At 71.0% G+C, this 19,448-nt stretch carries 21 protein-coding genes; 11 read left to right on the top strand and 10 right to left on the bottom strand.

The window, feature by feature from the left end; genetic code table 11:
• Nucleotides 1-10 precede the first annotated feature (10 nt).
• The 8 genes from LLS1_RS17510 to hemL all read left to right on the top strand — a co-directional run bounded on the left by LLS1_RS17510 (nt 11) and on the right by hemL (nt 6,818).
• The gene (locus LLS1_RS17510) at nt 11-421 is read left to right on the top strand and encodes a phage holin family protein (protein ID WP_226657544.1); all 411 of its coding nucleotides are present in this window, start codon (nt 11-13) and stop codon (nt 419-421) included.
• A complete protein-coding gene (locus LLS1_RS17505) occupies nt 411-626 on the top strand; it encodes a DUF3618 domain-containing protein (protein WP_223358899.1) in 216 nt (71 codons plus the stop codon). Before LLS1_RS17510 ends, LLS1_RS17505 begins: the two co-directional genes overlap by 11 nt.
• A 55-nt stretch (nt 627-681) precedes the next feature.
• Complete coding sequence (gene hemQ / locus LLS1_RS17500; protein ID WP_223358900.1) at nt 682-1,413, top strand: hydrogen peroxide-dependent heme synthase; 732 nt, start codon at nt 682-684, stop codon at nt 1,411-1,413.
• The gene (locus LLS1_RS17495) at nt 1,410-2,588 is read left to right on the top strand and encodes a ferrochelatase (RefSeq protein WP_226657542.1); all 1,179 of its coding nucleotides are present in this window, start codon (nt 1,410-1,412) and stop codon (nt 2,586-2,588) included. The genes hemQ and LLS1_RS17495 overlap by 4 nt, the downstream gene beginning before the upstream one ends.
• Nucleotides 2,585-3,586 (top strand): hydroxymethylbilane synthase, encoded by a 1,002-nt coding sequence (gene hemC / locus LLS1_RS17490; RefSeq protein WP_226657540.1) that lies wholly within the window; start codon nt 2,585-2,587, stop codon nt 3,584-3,586. Before LLS1_RS17495 ends, hemC begins: the two co-directional genes overlap by 4 nt.
• Nucleotides 3,583-4,374 (top strand): uroporphyrinogen-III synthase, encoded by a 792-nt coding sequence (locus LLS1_RS17485; RefSeq protein WP_223358903.1) that lies wholly within the window; start codon nt 3,583-3,585, stop codon nt 4,372-4,374. Before hemC ends, LLS1_RS17485 begins: the two co-directional genes overlap by 4 nt.
• A gap of 126 nt (nt 4,375-4,500) precedes the next feature.
• Entirely contained in the window at nt 4,501-5,472 is a 972-nt protein-coding gene (gene hemB / locus LLS1_RS17480) for a porphobilinogen synthase (RefSeq protein WP_226657627.1), read from the top strand.
• Entirely contained in the window at nt 5,469-6,818 is a 1,350-nt protein-coding gene (hemL, locus tag LLS1_RS17475; protein WP_223358904.1) for a glutamate-1-semialdehyde 2,1-aminomutase, read from the top strand. Before hemB ends, hemL begins: the two co-directional genes overlap by 4 nt.
• Nucleotides 6,819-6,843: 25 nt before the next feature.
• Here hemL and LLS1_RS17470 read toward each other — a convergent pair whose 3' ends face one another.
• The 5 genes from LLS1_RS17470 to LLS1_RS17450 form a co-directional block, all read right to left on the bottom strand.
• Nucleotides 6,844-7,074: a hypothetical protein gene (locus LLS1_RS17470; protein ID WP_226657538.1), complete on the bottom strand. Its 231-nt coding sequence runs from the start codon at nt 7,072-7,074 to the stop codon at nt 6,844-6,846.
• 28 nt (nt 7,075-7,102) lie between these two features.
• Nucleotides 7,103-8,359, bottom strand: a complete 1,257-nt coding sequence (locus LLS1_RS17465; RefSeq protein WP_223358906.1) for a sugar ABC transporter permease — start codon at nt 8,357-8,359, stop codon at nt 7,103-7,105.
• Complete coding sequence (locus LLS1_RS17460) at nt 8,356-9,198, bottom strand: ATP-binding cassette domain-containing protein (protein WP_226657625.1); 843 nt, start codon at nt 9,196-9,198, stop codon at nt 8,356-8,358. Before LLS1_RS17460 ends, LLS1_RS17465 begins: the two co-directional genes overlap by 4 nt.
• A gap of 111 nt (nt 9,199-9,309) precedes the next feature.
• Nucleotides 9,310-10,422, bottom strand: a complete 1,113-nt coding sequence (locus tag LLS1_RS17455) for a sugar ABC transporter substrate-binding protein (protein ID WP_223358907.1) — start codon at nt 10,420-10,422, stop codon at nt 9,310-9,312.
• Nucleotides 10,423-10,569: 147 nt separating this feature from the next.
• On the bottom strand, nt 10,570-11,751 hold the full coding sequence (locus LLS1_RS17450) for an ROK family transcriptional regulator (RefSeq protein ID WP_226657536.1): 1,182 nt from the start codon (nt 11,749-11,751) through the stop codon (nt 10,570-10,572).
• A 115-nt stretch (nt 11,752-11,866) separates the two neighbouring features.
• On the opposite strand from LLS1_RS17450, the gene LLS1_RS17445 reads away from it, so the two are divergent.
• Nucleotides 11,867-12,253: a hypothetical protein gene (locus tag LLS1_RS17445; protein ID WP_223358909.1), complete on the top strand. Its 387-nt coding sequence runs from the start codon at nt 11,867-11,869 to the stop codon at nt 12,251-12,253.
• A gap of 42 nt (nt 12,254-12,295) precedes the next feature.
• Here LLS1_RS17445 and LLS1_RS17440 read toward each other — a convergent pair whose 3' ends face one another.
• The gene (locus LLS1_RS17440) at nt 12,296-12,685 is read right to left on the bottom strand and encodes a DUF1304 domain-containing protein (RefSeq protein WP_223358910.1); all 390 of its coding nucleotides are present in this window, start codon (nt 12,683-12,685) and stop codon (nt 12,296-12,298) included.
• A gap of 24 nt (nt 12,686-12,709) precedes the next feature.
• Here LLS1_RS17440 and LLS1_RS17435 point away from each other — a divergent pair, with 24 nt between their 5' ends.
• The gene (locus LLS1_RS17435) at nt 12,710-13,948 is read left to right on the top strand and encodes an FAD-dependent oxidoreductase (RefSeq protein ID WP_226657529.1); all 1,239 of its coding nucleotides are present in this window, start codon (nt 12,710-12,712) and stop codon (nt 13,946-13,948) included.
• A 48-nt stretch (nt 13,949-13,996) separates the two neighbouring features.
• Here LLS1_RS17435 and LLS1_RS17430 read toward each other — a convergent pair whose 3' ends face one another.
• The 3 genes from LLS1_RS17430 to LLS1_RS17420 form a co-directional block, all read right to left on the bottom strand.
• Nucleotides 13,997-14,377 carry a DUF1304 domain-containing protein gene (locus tag LLS1_RS17430; RefSeq protein WP_226657527.1) on the bottom strand — a complete coding sequence of 127 codons (381 nt, stop codon included), beginning with the start codon at nt 14,375-14,377 and terminating at the stop codon, nt 13,997-13,999.
• A gap of 35 nt (nt 14,378-14,412) precedes the next feature.
• Nucleotides 14,413-15,435, bottom strand: a complete 1,023-nt coding sequence (locus tag LLS1_RS17425; protein WP_226657526.1) for an MDR family oxidoreductase — start codon at nt 15,433-15,435, stop codon at nt 14,413-14,415.
• Nucleotides 15,436-15,524: 89 nt separating this feature from the next.
• A complete protein-coding gene (locus LLS1_RS17420) occupies nt 15,525-16,301 on the bottom strand; it encodes an isocitrate lyase/phosphoenolpyruvate mutase family protein (RefSeq protein WP_226657524.1) in 777 nt (258 codons plus the stop codon).
• Between the two features lie 46 nt (nt 16,302-16,347).
• Between LLS1_RS17420 and LLS1_RS17415 the strand changes: the two genes are divergently transcribed.
• Nucleotides 16,348-17,793, top strand: a complete 1,446-nt coding sequence (locus LLS1_RS17415; RefSeq protein WP_226657522.1) for an LssY C-terminal domain-containing protein — start codon at nt 16,348-16,350, stop codon at nt 17,791-17,793.
• Between the two features lie 46 nt (nt 17,794-17,839).
• On the opposite strand, the gene LLS1_RS17410 is transcribed toward LLS1_RS17415, so the two are convergent.
• Entirely contained in the window at nt 17,840-19,426 is a 1,587-nt protein-coding gene (locus LLS1_RS17410) for a sodium:proton antiporter (protein ID WP_226657521.1), read from the bottom strand.
• Nucleotides 19,427-19,448 lie beyond the last annotated feature (22 nt).

The raw sequence follows: 19,448 nt of genomic DNA, 5'->3' as shown, positions 1-19,448 counted from the left end.
AGTGAGCGGAATGACCGATCGGGAGCGCGCCCGCGCGAAGTCCCTCGTCGAGCTGATCTCCGACCTGCCCCGGCTGGTGATCGAGCTGGGGAAGGCCGAACTCGCCCACCTCAAGGCGGAGTTCGCCGCGAAGGCGAAGTATGCCGGCGTCGGTATAGGCCTGTTCGTGGTCGCCGCCGCGTTCCTGTTCTTCGCGCTCGGAGTGCTCGTCGCCGCAGCGGTGCTGGGTCTCGCCGTGGTGCTTCCGGGATGGGCGGCCGCGCTCATCGTGTTCGGGGCGCTGCTGATCCTGGCGGCGCTCCTCGCGCTCATCGGCGTCGGGTCGTTCAAGAGGATCGACGGCGTCGCGCCGCAGAAGACCATCGACAGCATCAAGGAAGACGCGGACGCTCTGAAAGGGCTGGGCAAGTATGACAACTGACCGCAGCGACGTCGACCGCGCCCGCGCCGAGCTGGCGGCGACCCTCGACGCCATCGAGTACAAGCTGAACGCCCCGAAGCGGGCGACCGAGCGGGTGAAGCGCATGGCCGCCGACAACCCCCTCGCCTTCGCCGGTGTCGCCGCGGGGGTGGCCGCCGCGATCGGCGGCGTCGTCTGGGGCGTCGTGCGCCTCACCCGGCGCTGACGATCCTCCCGGGCCGCGTTTTGGCCTTCACAGGAATGAGAGGGAGACTGTGGGTATGAGTACCCCGGCTGCCGTTCCGGCAGAGTCGACCGCACCCGAAGAAACCAGCGACACTCCGACCGGATTCGCCCTCTGGGCGGTTCTCCGGCGCGACCCCGCCCGCCCCGACGACCTCGACGGCACCGACGTGCCGAAGGCCGTGTCGGAGCTCGAAGGCGTGATCGCCGATCTCACCCTGCAGGGCGTCACCACCCGCGGGCTCTACGACGTCTCCGGCCTCCGCGCCGACGCGGACATCATGATCTGGCTGCACGGCCCCGAGGCCGAGGGCCTGCAGTGGGCGTTGCGCCAGTTGCGCCGCACACAGCTCTTCAAGGCGCTCCTCCCGACGTGGAACGCGATGGGCGTGCACCGCGACGCCGAGTTCAACAAGGCCCACGTCCCCGGCTTCCTCCGCGGCAAGGAGCCCAAGGGGTGGCTCTGCGTCTACCCCTTCGTGCGCAGCTACGAGTGGTACCTGCTCCCCGACGAGGAGCGCGGCCGGATGCTCTCGGAGCACGGCCGCAAGGGCGCCGCGTTCCGCACGGTGCTGGCCAACACGGTCGCCTCCTTCGCCCTCGGCGACTACGAGTGGATCCTCCCGCTCGAGTCCGACGAGCTGGTCGACCTCGTCGATCTGATGCGCGACCTGCGCCAGACCGACGCCCGCCTGCATGTCCGAGAGGAAGTGCCGTTCTTCACCGGCCGCCGCGTCGAGCCGGCCGAGGTCGTGGAGGTGCTCCAGTGACCGCGGAGACCACAGCGCGCGTCATCGGGGCGACGCCGGCGGCCGCCTCCGGCCCCGAGCACGTCACCGAGCCCGTCGCGTACGACGCCATCCTGCTCGCCGGGTTCGGCGGACCGGAGGGGCAGGACGACGTCATCCCGTTCCTCCGCAACGTCACCCGCGGTCGCGGCATCCCGGAGGAGCGCCTGGAGGAGGTCGCGCACCACTACCGCCACTTCGGCGGCGTGAGCCCGATCAACGACCAGAACCGCGAGCTCAAGGCGGCGCTGGAGGCGGAGCTCGCCGCGCGGGGCATCGACCTGCCGGTGCTGTGGGGCAACCGCAACTGGGACCCCTACCTCGAGGACGCCCTGAAAGAGGCGCAGGAGCAGGGCTTCACGAAGCTGATCGCCATCGCCACCAGCGCGTACTCCTCCTATTCCAGCTGCCGGCAGTACCGCGAGGACTTCGCCCGCGTGCTGGAGGAGACCGGGCTCGAGGGCACCATCCAGATCGACAAGGTGCGCCAGTTCTTCGACCACCCCGGCTTCGTCGAGCCGTTCATCGAGGGCGTCAAGAACGCGGTCGCGGAGGTGCAGGAGAAGGTCCCCGGCATCGATCCGGCGACCGAGATCCGCATCCTCTACTCGACCCACTCCATCCCCTCGACCGATGCCGCCAAGTCCGGCCCGGCCGAGCGCGGCTTCGGCGAGGGAGGCGCCTACGCGGCTCAGCACCTCGCCGTCGCGGAGGTCGTGTCGCAGGCCGCCACCGGCGGCGTCATCGGCTGGGACCTGGTCTACCAGTCCCGTTCCGGCCCGCCGTCGATGCCGTGGCTCGAGCCCGACATCAACGACCGCATCGGCGAGCTGCCCGCGACGGGCGTCAAGGCCGTCATCATCGTCCCGCTCGGTTTCGTGAGCGACCACATGGAGGTGCTCTGGGACCTCGACAACGAGGCCATGGAGTCCAGCGAGGAGAACGGCCTCGTCGCCGTCCGGGTGCCGACTCCCGGCACCCATGCGAAGTACGTGAAGGGCCTCGTCGACCTGGTGCTCGAGCGGCGTGACGGCGTCCCGGTCGATCAGCGCCCGGCGATGACCGACCTCGGTCCCTGGTACGACGTGTGCCGACCCGGCTGCTGCGAGAACGTGCGCCTCGGCTTCAAACCCGCCGCCGCGGGGCTCGCACCGTGACCGGCGCCGTGCGCCGTGCCGAGGGGCCGGCCGAGCGTCGCGAGGGCGTGCTGCGCGTGGGGACACGCGGCAGTGCGCTCGCGGTCGCGCAGACGACGGCGGTCGCCGAGGCGATCGCCCGCGCGACCGGTCTGGACGTCGAGCTGGTCACGATCACGACGCACGGCGACACGTCGCGCGAGTCCCTCTCCGAGCTGGGCGGCACCGGCGTCTTCGCCACCGCGCTCCGGGAGGCCCTGCTCGCCGACGAGTGCGACTTGCTGGTCCACTCCCTGAAAGACCTCCCGACCGCGGCGGCCCCGGGGCTCGTGATCGGCGCCGTGCCCAAGCGCGCGGACGCCCGCGACACGCTCTGCGCCCGCGACGGCCTCTCCTTCGACGACCTGCCGGAGGGCGCGCGGATCGGCACGGGTTCCCCGCGCCGCGTCGCTCAGCTGAAGGCCTCCCGGCCCGACCTCGACGTCGTCGACATCCGCGGCAACGTGGACACCCGGCTCGGTCGCGTCGCCGATGGCGACCTCGACGCCGTCGTGCTCGCCGCTGCCGGATTGGGCCGGCTGGGCCGCCTCGACGCCGTCACCGACTACTTCGCGCTCTCGCAGATGCCGACCGCCCCCGGGCAGGGTGCGCTCGCTCTCGAGGTGCGAGCCGGCGACGAGAAGGGGCGCGGACCGATCGCCCGCGCGCTCCACGCCGTCGACCATGTCACGACGCACGCCGTCGTCACCGCCGAGCGCGCCGTGCTCGCCGGACTGCAGGCCGGGTGCGCCGCACCGATCGGGGCGACCGCCCTGGTCGACGACGGCCTGCTCTTCCTCACCGCCTCGGTCTACCGTCCCGACGGCACCGAGCGGATCACCGCGTCCCATGCCGCGACCCCCGACTCCCTGAGCGCCGCTCACCTCGACGAGGCCGCACGCGACGTCGGGGAGCGTGTGGTCTCCGAACTGCTCGGCGCGGGGGCCGCCGACCTGGCTCCGCTGGGGAGTACCCGATGACTCAGCCGTCCGCCGCCCCGAAGCCGCTCTCCGGCTGGCGCGTCCTCGTCCCGCGCGGCGGCCCCTGGGGTGACTCGGTCGCGGCCGATCTGCGCTCCAAGGGCGCCTCCCCGGTCGTCGCCGCCATGATCAACTTCGCCCCCACGGCGGACGCCCCGGCACTGGAGCGCGCGCTGGAGCGGCTCGCCGCCGGCGATTTCGACTGGATGACGGTCACCAGCGCGACGACGGTGGACGTGCTCAGCGCCCAGCGCGCCGTCGTTCCCCCGAGCACACGCGTGGCCGCGGTCGGTGAGACCACCGCGGCGGCGCTCGCGGCGGCCGGCTACAAAGTCGACCTCGTGCCGTCGGAGGACAACTCCGCCCGCGGCCTTCTCGAGGAGTGGGAGGCGGCGACGCAGGGCGCGGTGCCGCTGCGCATCCTGACGCTCCGCTCCGAGATCGCGAAGCCGTTGCTGACCGAGGGTCTGCGGCGCATCGGTCACGATGTGGAGTCGGTCGTCGCCTACCGCACCGTCGGCGTCTCGGTCCCGGAGGCCGTGGTGTCGGATGTGCATGACGGGCTGGTGCAGGCCATCCTCGTGACCAGCGGCTCCGTCGCCGAGCAGGTCCAGCTCCAGCTCGGGCCGATTCCCGAGACGACCCTCGTCGCCGCGATCGGTCCGCAGACCGCCCGGGACGCCCGCGCCTTCGGCCTGCGCGTCGATGTGATCGCCGCCGAGCGCACGGCGTCCTCCCTGATCGACGCCGTCGCCGAGGTCGCCCGCGCCCGCTCCCGCGCCTCCTGACCTCTCCGCGTCTGGACCGAATCGCCGTTCCGGCGCCGCGAAAGCCGACTTCTGGACCGAATCGGCACGTGCCGGAGCCGGGCAGGCGCCCAGCAACGCAGGCGTAGGCTTGGGCGAGTGAGTGAGCTGCATCCCGTCATCCGCCCGCGTCGCCTCCGGCAGAGTCCGGCCCTCCGCCGTCTGACCGCGGAGACGCGGCTCCACCCGGCCGAGCTGATCCTCCCGATGTTCGTGCGCGAGGGCACCGCCGAGCCGCTGCAGATCGCGTCGATGCCGGGGGTGCAGCAGCATAGCATCGACTCGCTCAAGCGCGCGGCCGTGCAGGCGGCCGAGGCCGGCGTCGGCGGCGTGATGCTGTTCGGTGTGCCGGAGACGCGGGATGCGGTGGGCAGCGCCGCGACCGACCCCGACGGCATCCTCAACGTCGCCACCCGTGCGCTGGTCTCCGAGGTCGGCGACGCGCTCGTGGTGCAGACGGACCTGTGCCTCGACGAGTTCACCGACCACGGGCACTGCGGCGTGCTCGACGACGCCGGCCATGTGGACAACGACGCGACGCTGGAGCGGTACCGCGACATGGCCATCGCCCAGGCGGAGGCCGGTTCTCAGCTGCTCGGGCTCTCCGGCATGATGGACGGCCAGGTCGGGGCGGTGCGCGACGCGCTCGACGCGGCCGGCCGCCACGACGTCGTGCTGCTCGCCTACGCGGCGAAGTACGCCTCCGCTTTCTACGGGCCGTTCCGTGAGGCTGTCGACTCGCAGCTCTCCGGCGACCGCCGCGCCTACCAGCAGGACCCGGCCAACCGCCGCGAGGGACTCCGGGAGGCGCGCCTCGATCTCGACGAAGGCGCCGACATCCTCATGGTCAAGCCGGCCCTGAGCTATCTCGACGTGCTCAGCGATGTGGCCGCGATCAGCGACGTGCCGGTCTGGGCCTACCAGGTGTCGGGCGAGTACGCGATGGTGGAGGCCGCGGCCGCGCACGGCTGGATCGACCGTCGCCGCATCGTCGAGGAGACCCTGATCGGCGCCCGCCGGGCCGGAGCCGATGCGATCATGACCTACTGGGCGACCGAGGTGGCGGGGTGGCTGCGATGAGCGACGTGCAGGGCAGCGACGTGCAGGGTCTGGCCGACGGCGCCGCTCTCGGCGACGTCAATCTCGCGCAGTTCGAGCGCGCGCAGCGTGTCATCCCCGGCGGCGTCAACTCGCCGGTACGGGCATTCCGTTCCGTCGGCGGGACGCCGCGCTTCATGGTGTCGGCCCGCGGTCCCTACATCACTGATGCCCAGGGGCGCGAGTACGTCGACCTCGTCGCGTCGTGGGGGCCGGCCATCCTGGGCCACGCGCATCCCGCCGTGGTCGCCGCTGTGCAGCAGGCCGCGGCTCATGGCCTGTCGTTCGGCGCATCCACGCCGGCCGAGACCGAGCTGGCGGAGGCCGTGCTCGGGCGCGTGCCGTTCATCGAGAAGCTGCGGCTGGTCTCCACCGGCACCGAGGCGACCATGACCGCCATCCGGCTCGCCCGGGGCTTCACCGGCCGGCCGCTGCTGATCAAATTCGCCGGGCACTACCACGGCCACTCCGACAGCCTCCTCGCGGAGGCCGGCTCCGGCCTCGCGACGCTGTCGCTCCCTGGTTCGGCGGGCGTCACCGAGGCGACGGCCGCGCAGACTCTGGTGCTCCCGTACAACGACCTGGACGCCGTGCGCGCCGCCTTCGAAGCCAACGGCCCGGACATCGCCGCTGTCATCACGGAGGCCGCGGCCGCCAACATGGGCGTCGTCCCGCCGGACCCGGGCTTCAACGCCGCCCTCGTCGACCTCGCCCACGAGTTCGGCGCCCTGCTCATCCTGGACGAAGTGCTCACCGGGTTCCGCGTGAGCGAGGCCGGATTCTGGGGTCTGGACCGCGGCTACACGCCCGATCTCGTCACCTTCGGCAAGGTCGTCGGCGGCGGGATGCCGTTGGCCGCGCTCGGCGGTCGCGCCGAGCTGATGGACTTCCTCGCCCCCACCGGCCCCGTCTACCAGGCGGGCACGCTCTCCGGCAATCCGGTCGCCGTCGCCGCCGGGCTCGCGACCCTCGCGCACGCGGACGAGGCCGTCTACGATCGGCTCGACGTCGTCGCCGAGACCGTCTCCGCAGCCGTCTCCGCTGCGCTCGCCGCCGAGGGCGTCGCCCACCGCGTGCAGCGCGCGGGCAGCCTGTTCAGCTTCGTCTTCGGTGAATTCGCGACGGCTCCGCGCACGTACGCCGAGGTGCAGACCCAGGAGGCGTTCCGCTATCGCGCCTTCTTCCACGCCATGCTCGACGCGGGTGTCTCGCTCCCGCCGAGCGTCTTCGAGGCCTGGTTCGTCACGGCCGCGCACGACGACGAGGCGATCGGCCGCATCCTGGAAGCACTCCCCGGCGCCGCCCGTGCGGCGGCGGCAGCGGTCTGAACTGACCGGCGGGGCGTGTTCCGGCTCAGTCGTCCGCCGCCGACGGCGCCGGTGACAACGTCTGCACGAAGCTGTAGGTCGCCGTCGCGGGCCAACCGTCCGCGTCGAGCAGGGCGTAGACGTCGTACATGCCGCCTGCGGACGCCCGTCGGCGCAGCGTGCGCGGCGGCGCGTCCGAGGGGGCGCGCTCCGTCACCGTGCGCGGTGCCTCGCCTTCACGCAGAAGGCGGGCGCGGAAGGTGGTGGTGCGGGTCACCCGACCACCTTCTCACACCCGCCCCTGCTCAGGCTTGGCCGTGCGACGCCCTCGACCGGCGCGACAGCGAGTCGATGATGACCGCCAGGAGCAGCACGGCGCCCGTGATCATGAACCGGTAGGACGAGTCGAGGTTCATGAGGGTCAGACCGTTCGAGATCGACTGGATGACCAGGATGCCGAGGAGCGCGGACCAGGCGGAGCCGCGCCCGCCGAAGAGGCTCGTGCCGCCGATGACCGCCGCGGCGATCGCGTTGAGGTTCGTGTCCGTGCCGCCGGAGCCGGCACCCACGGAGGCGAGCCGGGCGGCCGCGAGCAGACCACCGACGGCGGCGAAGGTGGAGCAGAGGATGAACACGCTGATGAACACGCGGTTGACCTTGATGCCGGCTCGGCGCGCCGCCTCGACGGAGCCGCCGACCGCGAAGACCGAGCGGCCCCACTTGGTGCGGGTGAGGAAGAAGTTCATCACGATCACGAGCACCACGAAGAAGAGGAACATCGCTCCCGTGCCGCGGTCGGTCGAGAGGTACCAGACGGCGATACAGAGACCGATGAGGAGCAGGCCGGCCTTGAGTGCGACTGCGGCCGTCGAACCTTCCGAGAGCCCCGCGTTCCGGCGGCGCACGTTGCTGCGCCAGTCGGAGACGAACATCCCGCCTGCCGCGATCACCGCCAGCGCATAGGCGGCCCACGGCGGCAGGAACGTCTGCTGGGCGAACTGCACGATCCACGAGTCGTAGGGGATGTTGATCGAGCTGTTGGCGCCGAGGATCCACAGTTGCACGCCGAGGAAGCCGAGGAGACCGGCGAGCGTAATGACGAAGCTCGGCACGCCGAAGCGGGTGAAGAGCAGGCCGTAGACGTACCCGATCACCGCGCCCGCGAGGATCGCCACGATGACGGTCGCCCACAGCGGCCAGTGGAGCTGGGTGAAGCCGACGCCGAGGATGGCGGCGGAGACACCGCTCACGGAGCCGACCGAGAGGTCGATCTGGCCCAGCAGCAGCACGAGCACGATGCCGATCGAGATGGTCCCGATCGCCGCGCACTGCAGCGTGAGGTTCACCAGGTTGTTGGCGCTGAGGAAGTTGGGGTTGAGCACCTGGAAGACGACCCAGATCACGACGAGGCCGATGACGACCGGCAGCGATCCGAGGTCGCCGCCGCGCACCCGGCGGCCGAAGCCGCGCAGCGCGCCGCCGAGGCCCTCCTCCCGGATGAGGCGCTCGTCCTGCAGGTCGGCCGCGACCTCCGCGGGGGTCTCCGCTGTTGCCTTGCTCATGCGTCGGCCTTCCCTTCGCTGCTGCCGGTGGTCTCGACCGTGCTCTCGCCGGCGCGACCCGCCCGGCGGCTCACGACGTTGTCGGTGGCGCCAGTGATGGCCGAGATGATCTCCTCGTAGCTGACGTCGGCCACGTGGAAGTCGCCGTTGTTGCGGCCGAGGCGGAGGACCGCGACCCGGTCGGCCACGGCCTGCACGTCGGCCATGTTGTGGCTGATGAGGAGCACGCCGAGCCCGCGCTCGCGCAGCCGCTCGATGAGGTTGAGCACCTCGGCGGTCTGCGCGACGCCGAGGGCGGCGGTCGGCTCGTCGAGGATGACGACGCGCGGGTCGCCGATCAGCGAGCGGGCGATCGCGACGGTCTGGCGCTGGCCGCCGGAGAGCGACGCGACCGCGATCCGGACGGAGGGGATGCGCGCCGACAGCTGGCGGAGGAGGCTCCACGACCGCTTCTCCATCTCCTCCTCGTCGAGTGTTCCGTGGGTGATCTCGCGCCCCAGGAAGAGGTTCGAGACGACGTCGAGGTTGTCGCACAGTGCGAGGTCCTGGAAGACGGTGGCGATCCCGAGCTCGCGCGATGCGGCGGGCGACGGGATGGTCACATCCTGCCCGTCGAAGGTGATGGTGCCCGAATCCTGCGGGTGCACGCCCGCGAGGATCTTCACGAGCGTGGACTTGCCGGCGCCGTTGTCGCCGACGAGGGCGACGACCTCGCCCGGGTAGACGTCGAGATGGATGTCGGTGAGCGCCTGAACGGCGCCGAAGCCTTTCGAGACGCCGCTCAGCGAGAGTACGGGCCGGCGCTCGGTCCGCTCCTCCTCGGCGATCGCGGATTCCATGGTCACGGCGTTCTCTCCTTCGAGGTGAGCTGGTGGTTCGGGTCAATCGTAGGGCGGGTGCACGCGGCCCTCCAGGTGCGTGGCGCATCTGGAGGGCCGCGCTGCCAGGTGTTACTTGATGCCGTACTTGTCGCACGCCGCCTTGTAGTCCGCCGTGCAGATCTTCGCAGCGGAGTCCGCTCCGTAGAACTCGTCCTTGACGACGGTGCTCTCGATGTTGTCGGTCGTCACGGCGACCGGCTTGAGCAGGAACGAGGCGATCTTCGCGCCGCCCGCGGTGTCGACACTCGTGTCGCCGGCAGGCTTCTGCCCCTTGGTGAGCGCGATCGCGAGCTCGGCCGCCTTCTCGGCCTCCGGCTGGATGGCCTTGTACACGGTCATGTACTGGTCGCCGGCGAGGATGCGCTGGATGCCGGCGAGCTCGGCGTCTTGACCGGTGACCGGCGGGATCGGGGAGACGTTGGCTGCCTTGAGTGCGGCGATCGCGCCGCCGCCCGTTCCGTCGTTGGCCGCGTAGATCGCCGTGATCTGGCTGCCGAACTGCGTGATCTGGCCCGACACCCAGTTCTGAGCCTGCGCCGGGTCCCATCCGGGTGTGTCGTACTCGGCGAGCACCTTGTAGCCGCTGGTGTCGATCACGCTGTGTGCGCCCTTCTTGAACAGGGTCGCGTTGTTGTCGGTCGGCGAGCCGTTGACCATCAGGATGCCGCTGCCTGCCGCGACGCCGTCCTTCTTGAGCTTGTCCACGAGCGCGGTGGCCTGCAGCTTGCCGACCTCCTCGTTGTCGAACGAGATGTAGTAGTCGACGTCTTTGCTGTTGATCAGGCGGTCGTAGGAGATGACCGGGATGTTCTTGGCCTTCGCCTCGCCGACGATGGAGGCGGCGGCCTCGCCGTCGAACGGGTCGAGGACGAGCACCTTGACGCCCTGGGTCAGCATGGACTCCGCCTGCTGCTGCTGCTTGCTGGCGTCGCCGTCTGCGTTCGCGTAGAGCACCTTGCAGTCGGGGCAGAGGTCTTTGATCTTCGCTTCGAAGAAGGGCTTGTCGGCCGCCTCGTAGCGGGCGGTCACGGAGTCGGGGAGGAGAAGGCCGATCTGGGCCTTCGAGGCGTCGGCGGTGGAGGAGCCCCCGCTGCCGGAGCCGTTCGAACAGGCTGTGAGACTGAGTGCGGTGAGGAGGACCGCGGCCGACGCGATCAGTCCTCTCTTGGTGGCGATCTTCATTGAAAAACCTCCGGTTCGAGCCCGCCGTCCTTGGCGGCTGGGTTGAGTGTGTCAGGTGCACGTCTTGGCGTCAATACTTGAATCCAACGCATTCGATAACGGTTCGTCACGTTCGGGGGGCAACGGGGGACAGCGCGGTCGGAGGGGTCAGTTCGACGCGCTCTGAGGCGTCAGCGAGACCCGGTCGACGGCGTACGCGACCGCGCCGAGGGTCGCCGCCCGCGTGCCGAGCTGCCCCTGCACGATGTCGGGCATCAGCTCCTCGCCCACGATGATGGACCGCTCGACGGCGTGCCGCATCGGACCGAGCAGGAGCTCGCCGGCGCGGGCCAGCTCGCCGCCCACCACGACGCGCTCCGGGTCGAGCAGATTGCAGAGGTTCGCCGTGGCCACGCCGATGTGCTTGCCGGCGTCGGCGATGGCGCGGATGCAGCGCGCATCCCCCGCCATCGCCTGCAGCACGACGTCGCCCAGCTTGAGGCTGCCGAGGTGGTCGCGCAGCTCGTCCAGGATGGCCGGACCCCCGGCGATCGCCTCCAGGCAGCCGCGGTTGCCGCACCGGCAGAGCGGTCCGTTCTCGCGGATCGTCGTGTGGCCGAACTCCCCGGCGGTGCCGTTGTTGCCGCGGAACAGCTGGCCGTTCAGGAGGAGGCCCGCGCCGATCCCGTCGCCCACGTCGAGCGTGATGGAGTTGCGCTTGCCGCGCCCTGCGCCGAACCGGGACTCCGCCAGGGCGGTGAGGTTGGCCGCGTTGTCGACGAACACCGGCCGCTTCACCCGGCGCTCCAGCGCGTCCGCGACGACCACGCCGTCCCAGCCGCGCATGATCCCGCTGCGGGCGATGGTCCCGCTCGCGCGGTCGAGCGGGGCGGGCAGGGCGATGCCGATCGCGAGCACCTCGTCACGGGAGGCCTCGACCGAGTCGAGCATGTCGCTCAGCAGCATCGAGACTTTGTCGAGCTCGTTGTCCGCCCGGTGGTCGCGGGCGAGCGGCATGTGGTTCTCGGCCACGACCGTGTGCGCGACGTCGGCCAGCGCGACGCGCAGGTGCCGGGTGGAGAAATGGACGCCGACGACGAGCCCGAGCGCGTGCGCCAGCGTGACGTGCTGGGCGCGCCGGCCGCTGCGGATGCTCTGCGTCGTGTGCAGCACGCCGGAGGTCGAGAGCTCCTTCACGATGTTCGACACCGTGGCGGGCGAGAGGCCCGTCGCGCCGGCCAGCTCGACCTGGGTCAGGCCGCCGTGCTTCTTGATGGCGTCGACGATTCGAGCTCGGTTGGCTTCACGAAGTGAAGTCTGCGAGCCCGGAGTCCGTCTCTGGGTGGCCACGACGAGAAGGATACATGCCCGGCCGAGGGAGCGACCCGTCGTGCACAACCCAAGGGTTATGGCTTTGTGAGGTTCGGCACTGCCACGGGCTCCGGGGTGTTGGCAGGATAGACGTATGGCCGATCTGCACGTTCACCCCGACCGCTTGGAGATCCATCTCACGCGGGCGGAGAAGGTGCTCGCCCTCAAGCGGGACGACCTGGTCATCCCGCGCGACAGCATCCGGTCGGTCGCCATCACCGAGGATCCGTGGATCTGGATCCGCGGCATCCGCGCTCCGGGTGCCGCCGTCCCGCTGACACTCTCCGTCGGCACGTGGAAGTTCCACGGCGGTCAGGACTTCCTGCTGATCAAGGGCAAGCAGCGCGCGGCCGTGGTGATCGACCTCGACGGCGAGGAGTATTCGCGCGTCATCGTCTCGACGCCGCACGCGGCGAAGCTCGTCGAGACCCTGCGCATCGACGTCGCCGACATCCCCGCCGAGGGCGAGATCATCGAGTAGGTCCGCCTGCTCGGCGGCCCGCCAGCTCCGCCGGACGCCAGCTCAGCCTGCTTGGGCGACGACGAACAGCACCAGCCCGACGAGCGGCGGGATGCCCTGCACCAGCGCGGCCGTGGGCGTTCGACCCCCGACGGTCAGTTGCACCACCGCGGCGAGCACCATGCAGGTGCAGGTGAAGAAGATCAGCCCGAACCCCACATGGTGCAGGGTCGTCCAGTAGAGCACCAGGCCGACGATCGCGCCGCCCGCGAGGAAGAGATTGTAGAAGCCCTGCGTGTAGGCGAGCGGGCGCCCGACATCCGCGTCCCGCTGGCTCGCGACGCCGTAGCGCCGCCAGACGCCCGGCGACGACCACGCGATCGTCTGCGAACCGAACACGGCGAGGTGCACCACCGCCGCGAAGGCGACGAAGACGGACGCGACGATGGCCATGCCGGGAGGATACGCTGCGGAGGCATGGATGTGCTTCAGGCGACCTGCGTGATCTCGGGCGGCGGCCCGGCCGGCATGATGCTCGGTCTGCTGCTGGCCCGCAACGGGGTGGATGTCGTGGTGATCGAGAAGCACGCGGACTTCTTCCGCGACTTCCGCGGCGACACGATCCACCCTTCCACGCTCGGCGTGCTGGGAGAGCTCGGGCTGCGCGAACGGTTCCTGGGCCTCCCGCACACCAACGTCCGCACCCTCGACGCCGTCGTCAGCGGGACCAGGCTGCATCCCGTCGACTTCTCCCGCCTGGCTCCGCCGGACGACTTCCTCGTGCTCGCGCCGCAGTGGGATTTTCTGTCGTTCCTCGCCGACGAGGCGGCGGAGCGTCCCGGGTTCCGTCTGCTGATGGAGACGACCGCCACCGGGCTGACCTGGCGCGACGGCGCGGTGACCGGCATCACGGCGCGGGGTCCGGCCGGCGACCTGGCGATCGCCGCACCCCTGGTGGTCGCCGCCGACGGGCGGGACTCGGTGCTGCGGGAGGACGCCGGGCTGCGGCCGCAGCGGTTCGGTGTGCCGATCGACGTGCTCTGGTTCCGCCTGCCGAAGGCCGCGGCGACGCCACCGAGCACGCTCGCCTACCTGCGTCACGGTTCGATGGTCATCACGATCGACCGCGGCGACTATTTCCAGACCGGTCTCGTCATCGCGAAAGGCGGTATCGACGACCTGAACGCGGCCGGGATCGGCGCGTTCCGGGATGCGGTCGCGGCGGCGGCGCCCTTCCTCCGCGACGCACTGCTGAGCATCGACGGCTGGGAGCAGGTCAAGCTGCTGAGCGTGCAGATCGATCGGCTCGCCCGCTGGTACCGGCGCGGGTTCCTGGCGATCGGGGACGCCGCCCACGCGATGTCGCCCGCATTCGGTGTCGGCGTGAACTATGCCGTGCAGGACGCGGTCGCGGCCGCGAACGCGCTCGTCGATCCTTTGCGCGCGATCCAGGGCGGAGCCTCGGAGGAGGTCGACCTCCGTGTGCTCGACGGCCTCCAGCGCCGCCGCCTCCCACCGGTCGCCGCCATGCAGCGCATCCAGCTCGCCGCCCACCGGGGTATCGCGCGCCCCAATGGTCCGGGTGCTCTGCCCGACCCGCTGCCGCTCCTGGTCCGCGGGGCGCTCGCCGCGGCGACCCCGCTGCTGCAGCGCGCCACCGCCCGGTTCATCGGGCGCGGGCTGCGGCCGGAGTCCGTCAGGCCGGGCTTGCGCTGAGCCGGGTCGTGCGTCGCAGAGGCCCGCGCTGCGGCGTGCGGCCTCCCGTCAGGAGAGCAGCATCAGGATGAAGCCGATGAGCGGCAGTGCGCCCTGCGTGAGGGCGGCGCGCCAGTACCCCTTGCCCGTGGTCAGCAGCACGACCGACGCGGCGAACATGCACGCGGTCGTGAACAGGATGAGCGCCAGGCCTGCCGGGTGCAGCCCGACGCCGTAGAGGATCAGGCCGATGACGGCGCCGATCGCGAGGAACAGGTTGTAGAAGCCCTGGTTGTACGCCATCGGCTTGGTAGTGTCCGCTGCCTCCTGGTTCGCGACGCCGAACCGCTTCCAGACGGAGGGGCGGCCCCAGGCGATGCTCTCCATGAAGAAGATCGCGATGTGCAGGGCGGCCGCGAGCGTGACCACGACGGTGGCGAGGACGATCATGCCGCCAGCATACGGCGGTACCGGAGCGAAGAGGATCAGGCGCGCACGTCGACCACGGTGCGGCCGTGCAGCCGGCCTGCGAGGATCTCCTCCGCGGCCGGGATGGCGTCGGTCAGCGGGATGACCTCCGTCATCGCCGCGAGCGTCTCCTCACCGAGGTCGGTCGCGAGGCGGCGCCACGCGGTCTCCCGCAGGGCGATCGGCGCCTCCACCGAGTTGATGCCCACCAGGCTGATCCCGCGCAGGATGAACGGCAGCACGGTGCCGGGGAGGTCGGGGCCCTGGGCGAGCCCGCACGCCGTCACCGTTCCGCCGTAGCGCGTCTGGGCCAGGGCGTTGACGAGGGTGTGGCTGCCGACGGCGTCGATCACGCCGGCCCAGCGCTGGCTTTGCAGTGGCCGGCCCGGGTCGGAGAGCTCGGCGCGGTCGAGGATGGTGGTGGCGCCGAGGTCGGTCAGGTAGCCCCGCAGCTCGTCCGGGCGTCCGGTGGAGGCGGTGACGGGGTAGCCCCGTCCGGCCAGCACCGCGACCGCCACCGAGCCGACTCCGCCGGCGGCCCCGGTGACGAGGACGCTGCTGCCGCTGTCGCGCACCTCCTCGGGGTCGACGCCGTTGCGCTCCAGCGCGAGCACGGACAGCATCGCCGTGAAGCCGGCGGTGCCGATCGCGGCCGCCTGAGTGGAGGAGATCGCGTCGGGGATGCGCACGAGGGCGTCGCCGCGCACACGGGCCCGTTCGGCGAGGCCGCCGTGGTGCGATTCCCCGAGGCCGTCGCCGTTCAGCACGACGCGATCGCCGGGGATCCACCGCGGGTCGTCGCTCGCCTCGACCGTTCCGACCAGGTCGATTCCCGGGATGAGCGGCGAGGTGCGCGCCACTCCGGGGCGTCCCGCGATGGCGAGGCCGTCCTTGTAGTTGAGGTCGGAGAACTCGACGGCGACGGTCACATCACCCGGCATGAGGAACGCGTCCGTGACGCGCCGCACCTCCGCCGTGTGGGCGGTGATGCGACCCGCCTCGATCTCCTGCTCGATCACGATCGCCCGGAAGTCGCTCATGGGTGCAGCCTACGCGGGGGTGCTCGACGACGGGCCGGGGGCGGCCCCAAAACGGTCCCGGCCACGGCGCCGACCTCGCCGGACTGCGTTCAGTTGAGTGCGCGCGTGCCGCTCGGCAGGGTGCCTCCCGCGTAGAGGGCCTGCGCCGCATCCTGCAGCGCGGTGAGGGCGACGCGCTGGCTCCACGGGCCGTAGGAGACGCGCGTGACCCCGAGCTCGTGGAGGCGTGCGGGCGGGAGGGAGCCCGGCACCGCGATCACGCTGAGCTTCCGGTCGCCCAGCCCGCCGACCAGGGCGGTCACAGTCGGCTCGTCCAGCAGACCGGGTACGAACACACTCGTCGCGCCCACGTCGAGGAAGGCACGGCCGCGGCGCACGGCCTCCTCGATCTTCTCCTCGGTGCTGGGGAACGCGTCGCGCAGGAAGACGTCGGTGCGGGCGTTCAGGGCGAACGGCACGCCCTCCGCCTCGGCCGCGCGAACCGCGTCGCGGTTGACGGCGACGGCCTCGTCGAACGGGCGCATCCGGTCCTCCAGGTTCGCGCCGACGACGCCCACCCCGATCGCGCGGCGGACCGTCTCGCCCGCGTCGGCGTAGCCGCCCTCGAGGTCCGCGCTGACCGGCAGGTCGGTCGCCCGCACGATGCGGCCGACCATGTCGAGCATCAGGTCGAGCGGGATGTTCTCGCCGTCCTCGTAGCCGAGTGTCGCCGCGATGGAGTGGCTGGCGGTCGCGAGGGCGCGGGTTTCGGGCAGCGCGGCGATGGTCGTGGCGCTGATCGCGTCCCAGACGTTGACGACCTGCAGCAGTTCGGGAGCGTCGTGGAGTCGGCGCAGTTCGGCGCCGCGTTCGGTGATGGTGGCCATGACCGTCACCCTACGGCGGTCCGCGCGCGGCCTCTAGGATGTCCCCATGACGCTGCCGGAGGCCCCTCGCGAGGCGAGCGCTCCTGCACCGGGCGCCGGCCGCAAGACCCTGTCGGCGACGGCCCGGCGGATCTCCATCAACGCCGTCGTCGACTACGCCTTCTTCATCTTCGGCGGGGTCGCCGCGATCTGGCTCGCCTGGCTGGTGCTCACGGAGAGCTTCAGCTGGGGCTGGTTCCTCGTCCTGTTCTTCGTTCTGTTCTGGCTCGTGCTGGCGTATCTGGTCCTGCCGCGCCTGCACCGCATCCTCACCCAGATCTACGTGCCTGACTACTTCATCGGCCGCGCCCGCACCAGCGACGGTCTGCTCGGCGACCCGGTTAACCTCGCCCTGCTCGGTTCGGAGGCGCAGCTCGACGACGCCATGCGCGCCGCCGGGTGGACCCGCGCCGACGACGTCACCCTGGCCTCCAGCCGCCGCATCGTCACCTCGACCCTGCTGCGGCGCAGCTACGACGAGGCTCCGGTGAGCCCCCTGTTCCTGTTCGGTCACCAGCAGGACGTCGCGTACCAGCAGGAGGTGCTCGGCAACCCGGCCAAGCGGCACCACGTGCGGTTCTGGAAGTGCCCGGACGGCTGGCTCCTGCCCGGTGGCCACAAGGTCGACTGGCTGGCCGCCGGCACCTTCGACAAGTCGGTCGGCTTCTCGCTGTTCACCTTGCAGATCACCCACAAGATCGACGCGAACACGGACATCGAGCGCGACCACATCGTCTCCACCTTGCTCGCAGCGGATGTCGGCGTGGAGGTCGAGGTCATCCGCGACTTCTCCACCGGCTACCATTCCCGCAACGGAGGCGGCGACAGCATCGAGACCGATGGCGATCTGCCCGTGGTGAACCTCGATCGCGTCCCCGTCGACGCGGAGGCCCAGCGTGTCGTCCAGCAGGCCGAGGCCCGCCGCATCGCACTCGCCGAGCGCCGCCCGGTCCCGACCGCGCTCGGCTTCCTGCTCATGCTGCTGCGCGTCGTCGCGGGCGCGATCTTCGTCGCCCTCACCCTCCTCAGCTGGCGTGTCTGGACCGCCTCGCTCTTCACCTCCGGCGACCTCGAGGGGGTGACCCGTCACGAGGCCGACATCGTCTTCGGCGTTCTCCTCGGCATCTTCGCCGCCGGCCTGGTCTTCTATTTCCTCCTCGCCCTCCTCGTCTTCTTCGGCAGCAACTGGGCCCGCATCGCCTCCATGTCGTACAGCTCCCTGCTCATCGTCATCTCGGCGATCGACTTCTTCGACGGCGGTCCACAGGTCACCCTCCACAACAACCTTCTCGGGCTCCCCCTCGACATCCTGGTCGTGCTCGCCCTGTCATCGCAGCGCTCCCGCCAGTGGGCCCGCCGCCCCCGCGGCGCCCGCCGCCCCGGCACCGAGGCCGCCGCCGCCGTGGCGCTCGCCGCAGCCCGGGTGCCGGCGGACGACACGCGGGCGGGGTAGGGCCGGACCTCGGGCGCGCTGGCGGGCAGGCGGGCGCACCGGAGCGCTACATCAACGTCCTCTTCCCTCCCGGTCCCGACGATTTGAGCGCCGCCTCCTCGGCGTCGAGGAACGCCAGAACCGAGCGGACGGCGGGCTCCTGATAGCGACCCTCGGCACGCGCGGTCAGCACCGCCTGCCGCTCCGCGACGATCATGGTGCGCCGCAGGTGTCGGTACTCCATCGGTGTGTCCTCGGTCTCGTCGGGGGAGGGGTTCTCCAGCGCGTCCGACAGGAACACGGCGTTGATCCGGAGCCGCTCGATCACGCGCTCGTCCTCGTTGCCGGTCACCTGCGACTCCAGATGCTCCAGGCCCGCCGTCTGAGCCTCCGCGAGAAGCCGTTGCATCTCGCTCGCCTCCTGCGCGAAATCGGGCGACGGGAGGTGCAGCCGTCGGATGATCCAGGGCAGCGCCAGCCCCTCCAGCAGCGTCGCCACCACCACGACGAAGGCGAGGAACTGCAGGAACTCCCGATGCGGGGTCTCCTCCGGCAGCAGGAACACTGCGGCCAGCGTCACCACCCCGCGGATGCCCGCGAACGACACGGCGATGCCAGTCGGCCACGACCACCCCCGCTCGCGCAGCCGCTGCGGCCCGTAGCGGTACAGAGCCGTCGTCCCCACCATCCACAGGATCCGGGCCACGGCGAGGGCGACGAGCACCACCACGCAGATGAGCACGGTCTGCCACACCGTGATGCCCGAACGGAAGGCGCCGCTCAGGATGCTCGACAGTTCCAGCCCGATGAACAAGAAGACCGCGTTCTCCAGCAGGAACTGGATCGTGCGCCAGTTGATGGTCTCCGCGATCCGCGCCTCCGCGGTCTGGATGGTCGGCGACCGGTACCCGAGGTAGAGGCCCGCCACCACGACCGACAGGATGCCCGACCCGTGCAGGAGCTGCGACGGGATGAACGCCAGGTAGGGCGTGATCAGCCCGAGCGACGTGTCGAGCACGGGGGAGCGCAGTTGCTTGCGGATGAGGGACAGCACCCAGCCGATCACGAGGCCGACCCCGACGCCCACGACCACCGCCAGGCCGAACTCGCCGGCGATTGCCCACGGATTGATCACACTGACGATGGCGGCGATGCTCGCGTTCAGAGCGACGAGGGCGGTCGCGTCGTTCAGCAGGCTCTCGCCCTCGAGCACGGTCACGAGCCGCCGCGGGAGGTGAACGCGCCCGGCGATCGCCGTCACAGCGACCGTGTCCGTCGGGGCGACCACCGCCCCGAACGCGAAGGCCGCCGCGAGCGTGATCGCAGGCACCACCAGCCAGGTCGCGAACCCGACCACCACCACGGTGAACGCCACCAGCCCCACGGACAGCAGCAGGATGCCGTCGCGCCTCGCCCGCACATCCACGATCGAGGTCTGGATGGCCGCAGCGAACAGCAGCGGCGGCAGCAGACCGTACAGCACGACCTCCGGCTCCAGCACGATCTGGGGGACGCCCGGAATGAACGAGGCGACCGCACCGACGACCACCAGCACCACCGGTGCCGACCAGCCGACGCGGCGGGACAGTCCGGTGACGGTGACCGTGACGAGGACGAACGACACGATCCAGACGATCGTTGCTACCGGATCCATGCTGTTCATGATGGCCGCAACG

The organism is Leifsonia sp. LS1 (assembly GCF_020521355.1).
Classification (GTDB): domain Bacteria; phylum Actinomycetota; class Actinomycetes; order Actinomycetales; family Microbacteriaceae; genus Leifsonia.
The sequence above is the reverse complement of the archived record's forward strand: the minus strand, read 5'-3'. Positions and strand labels throughout refer to the sequence as shown.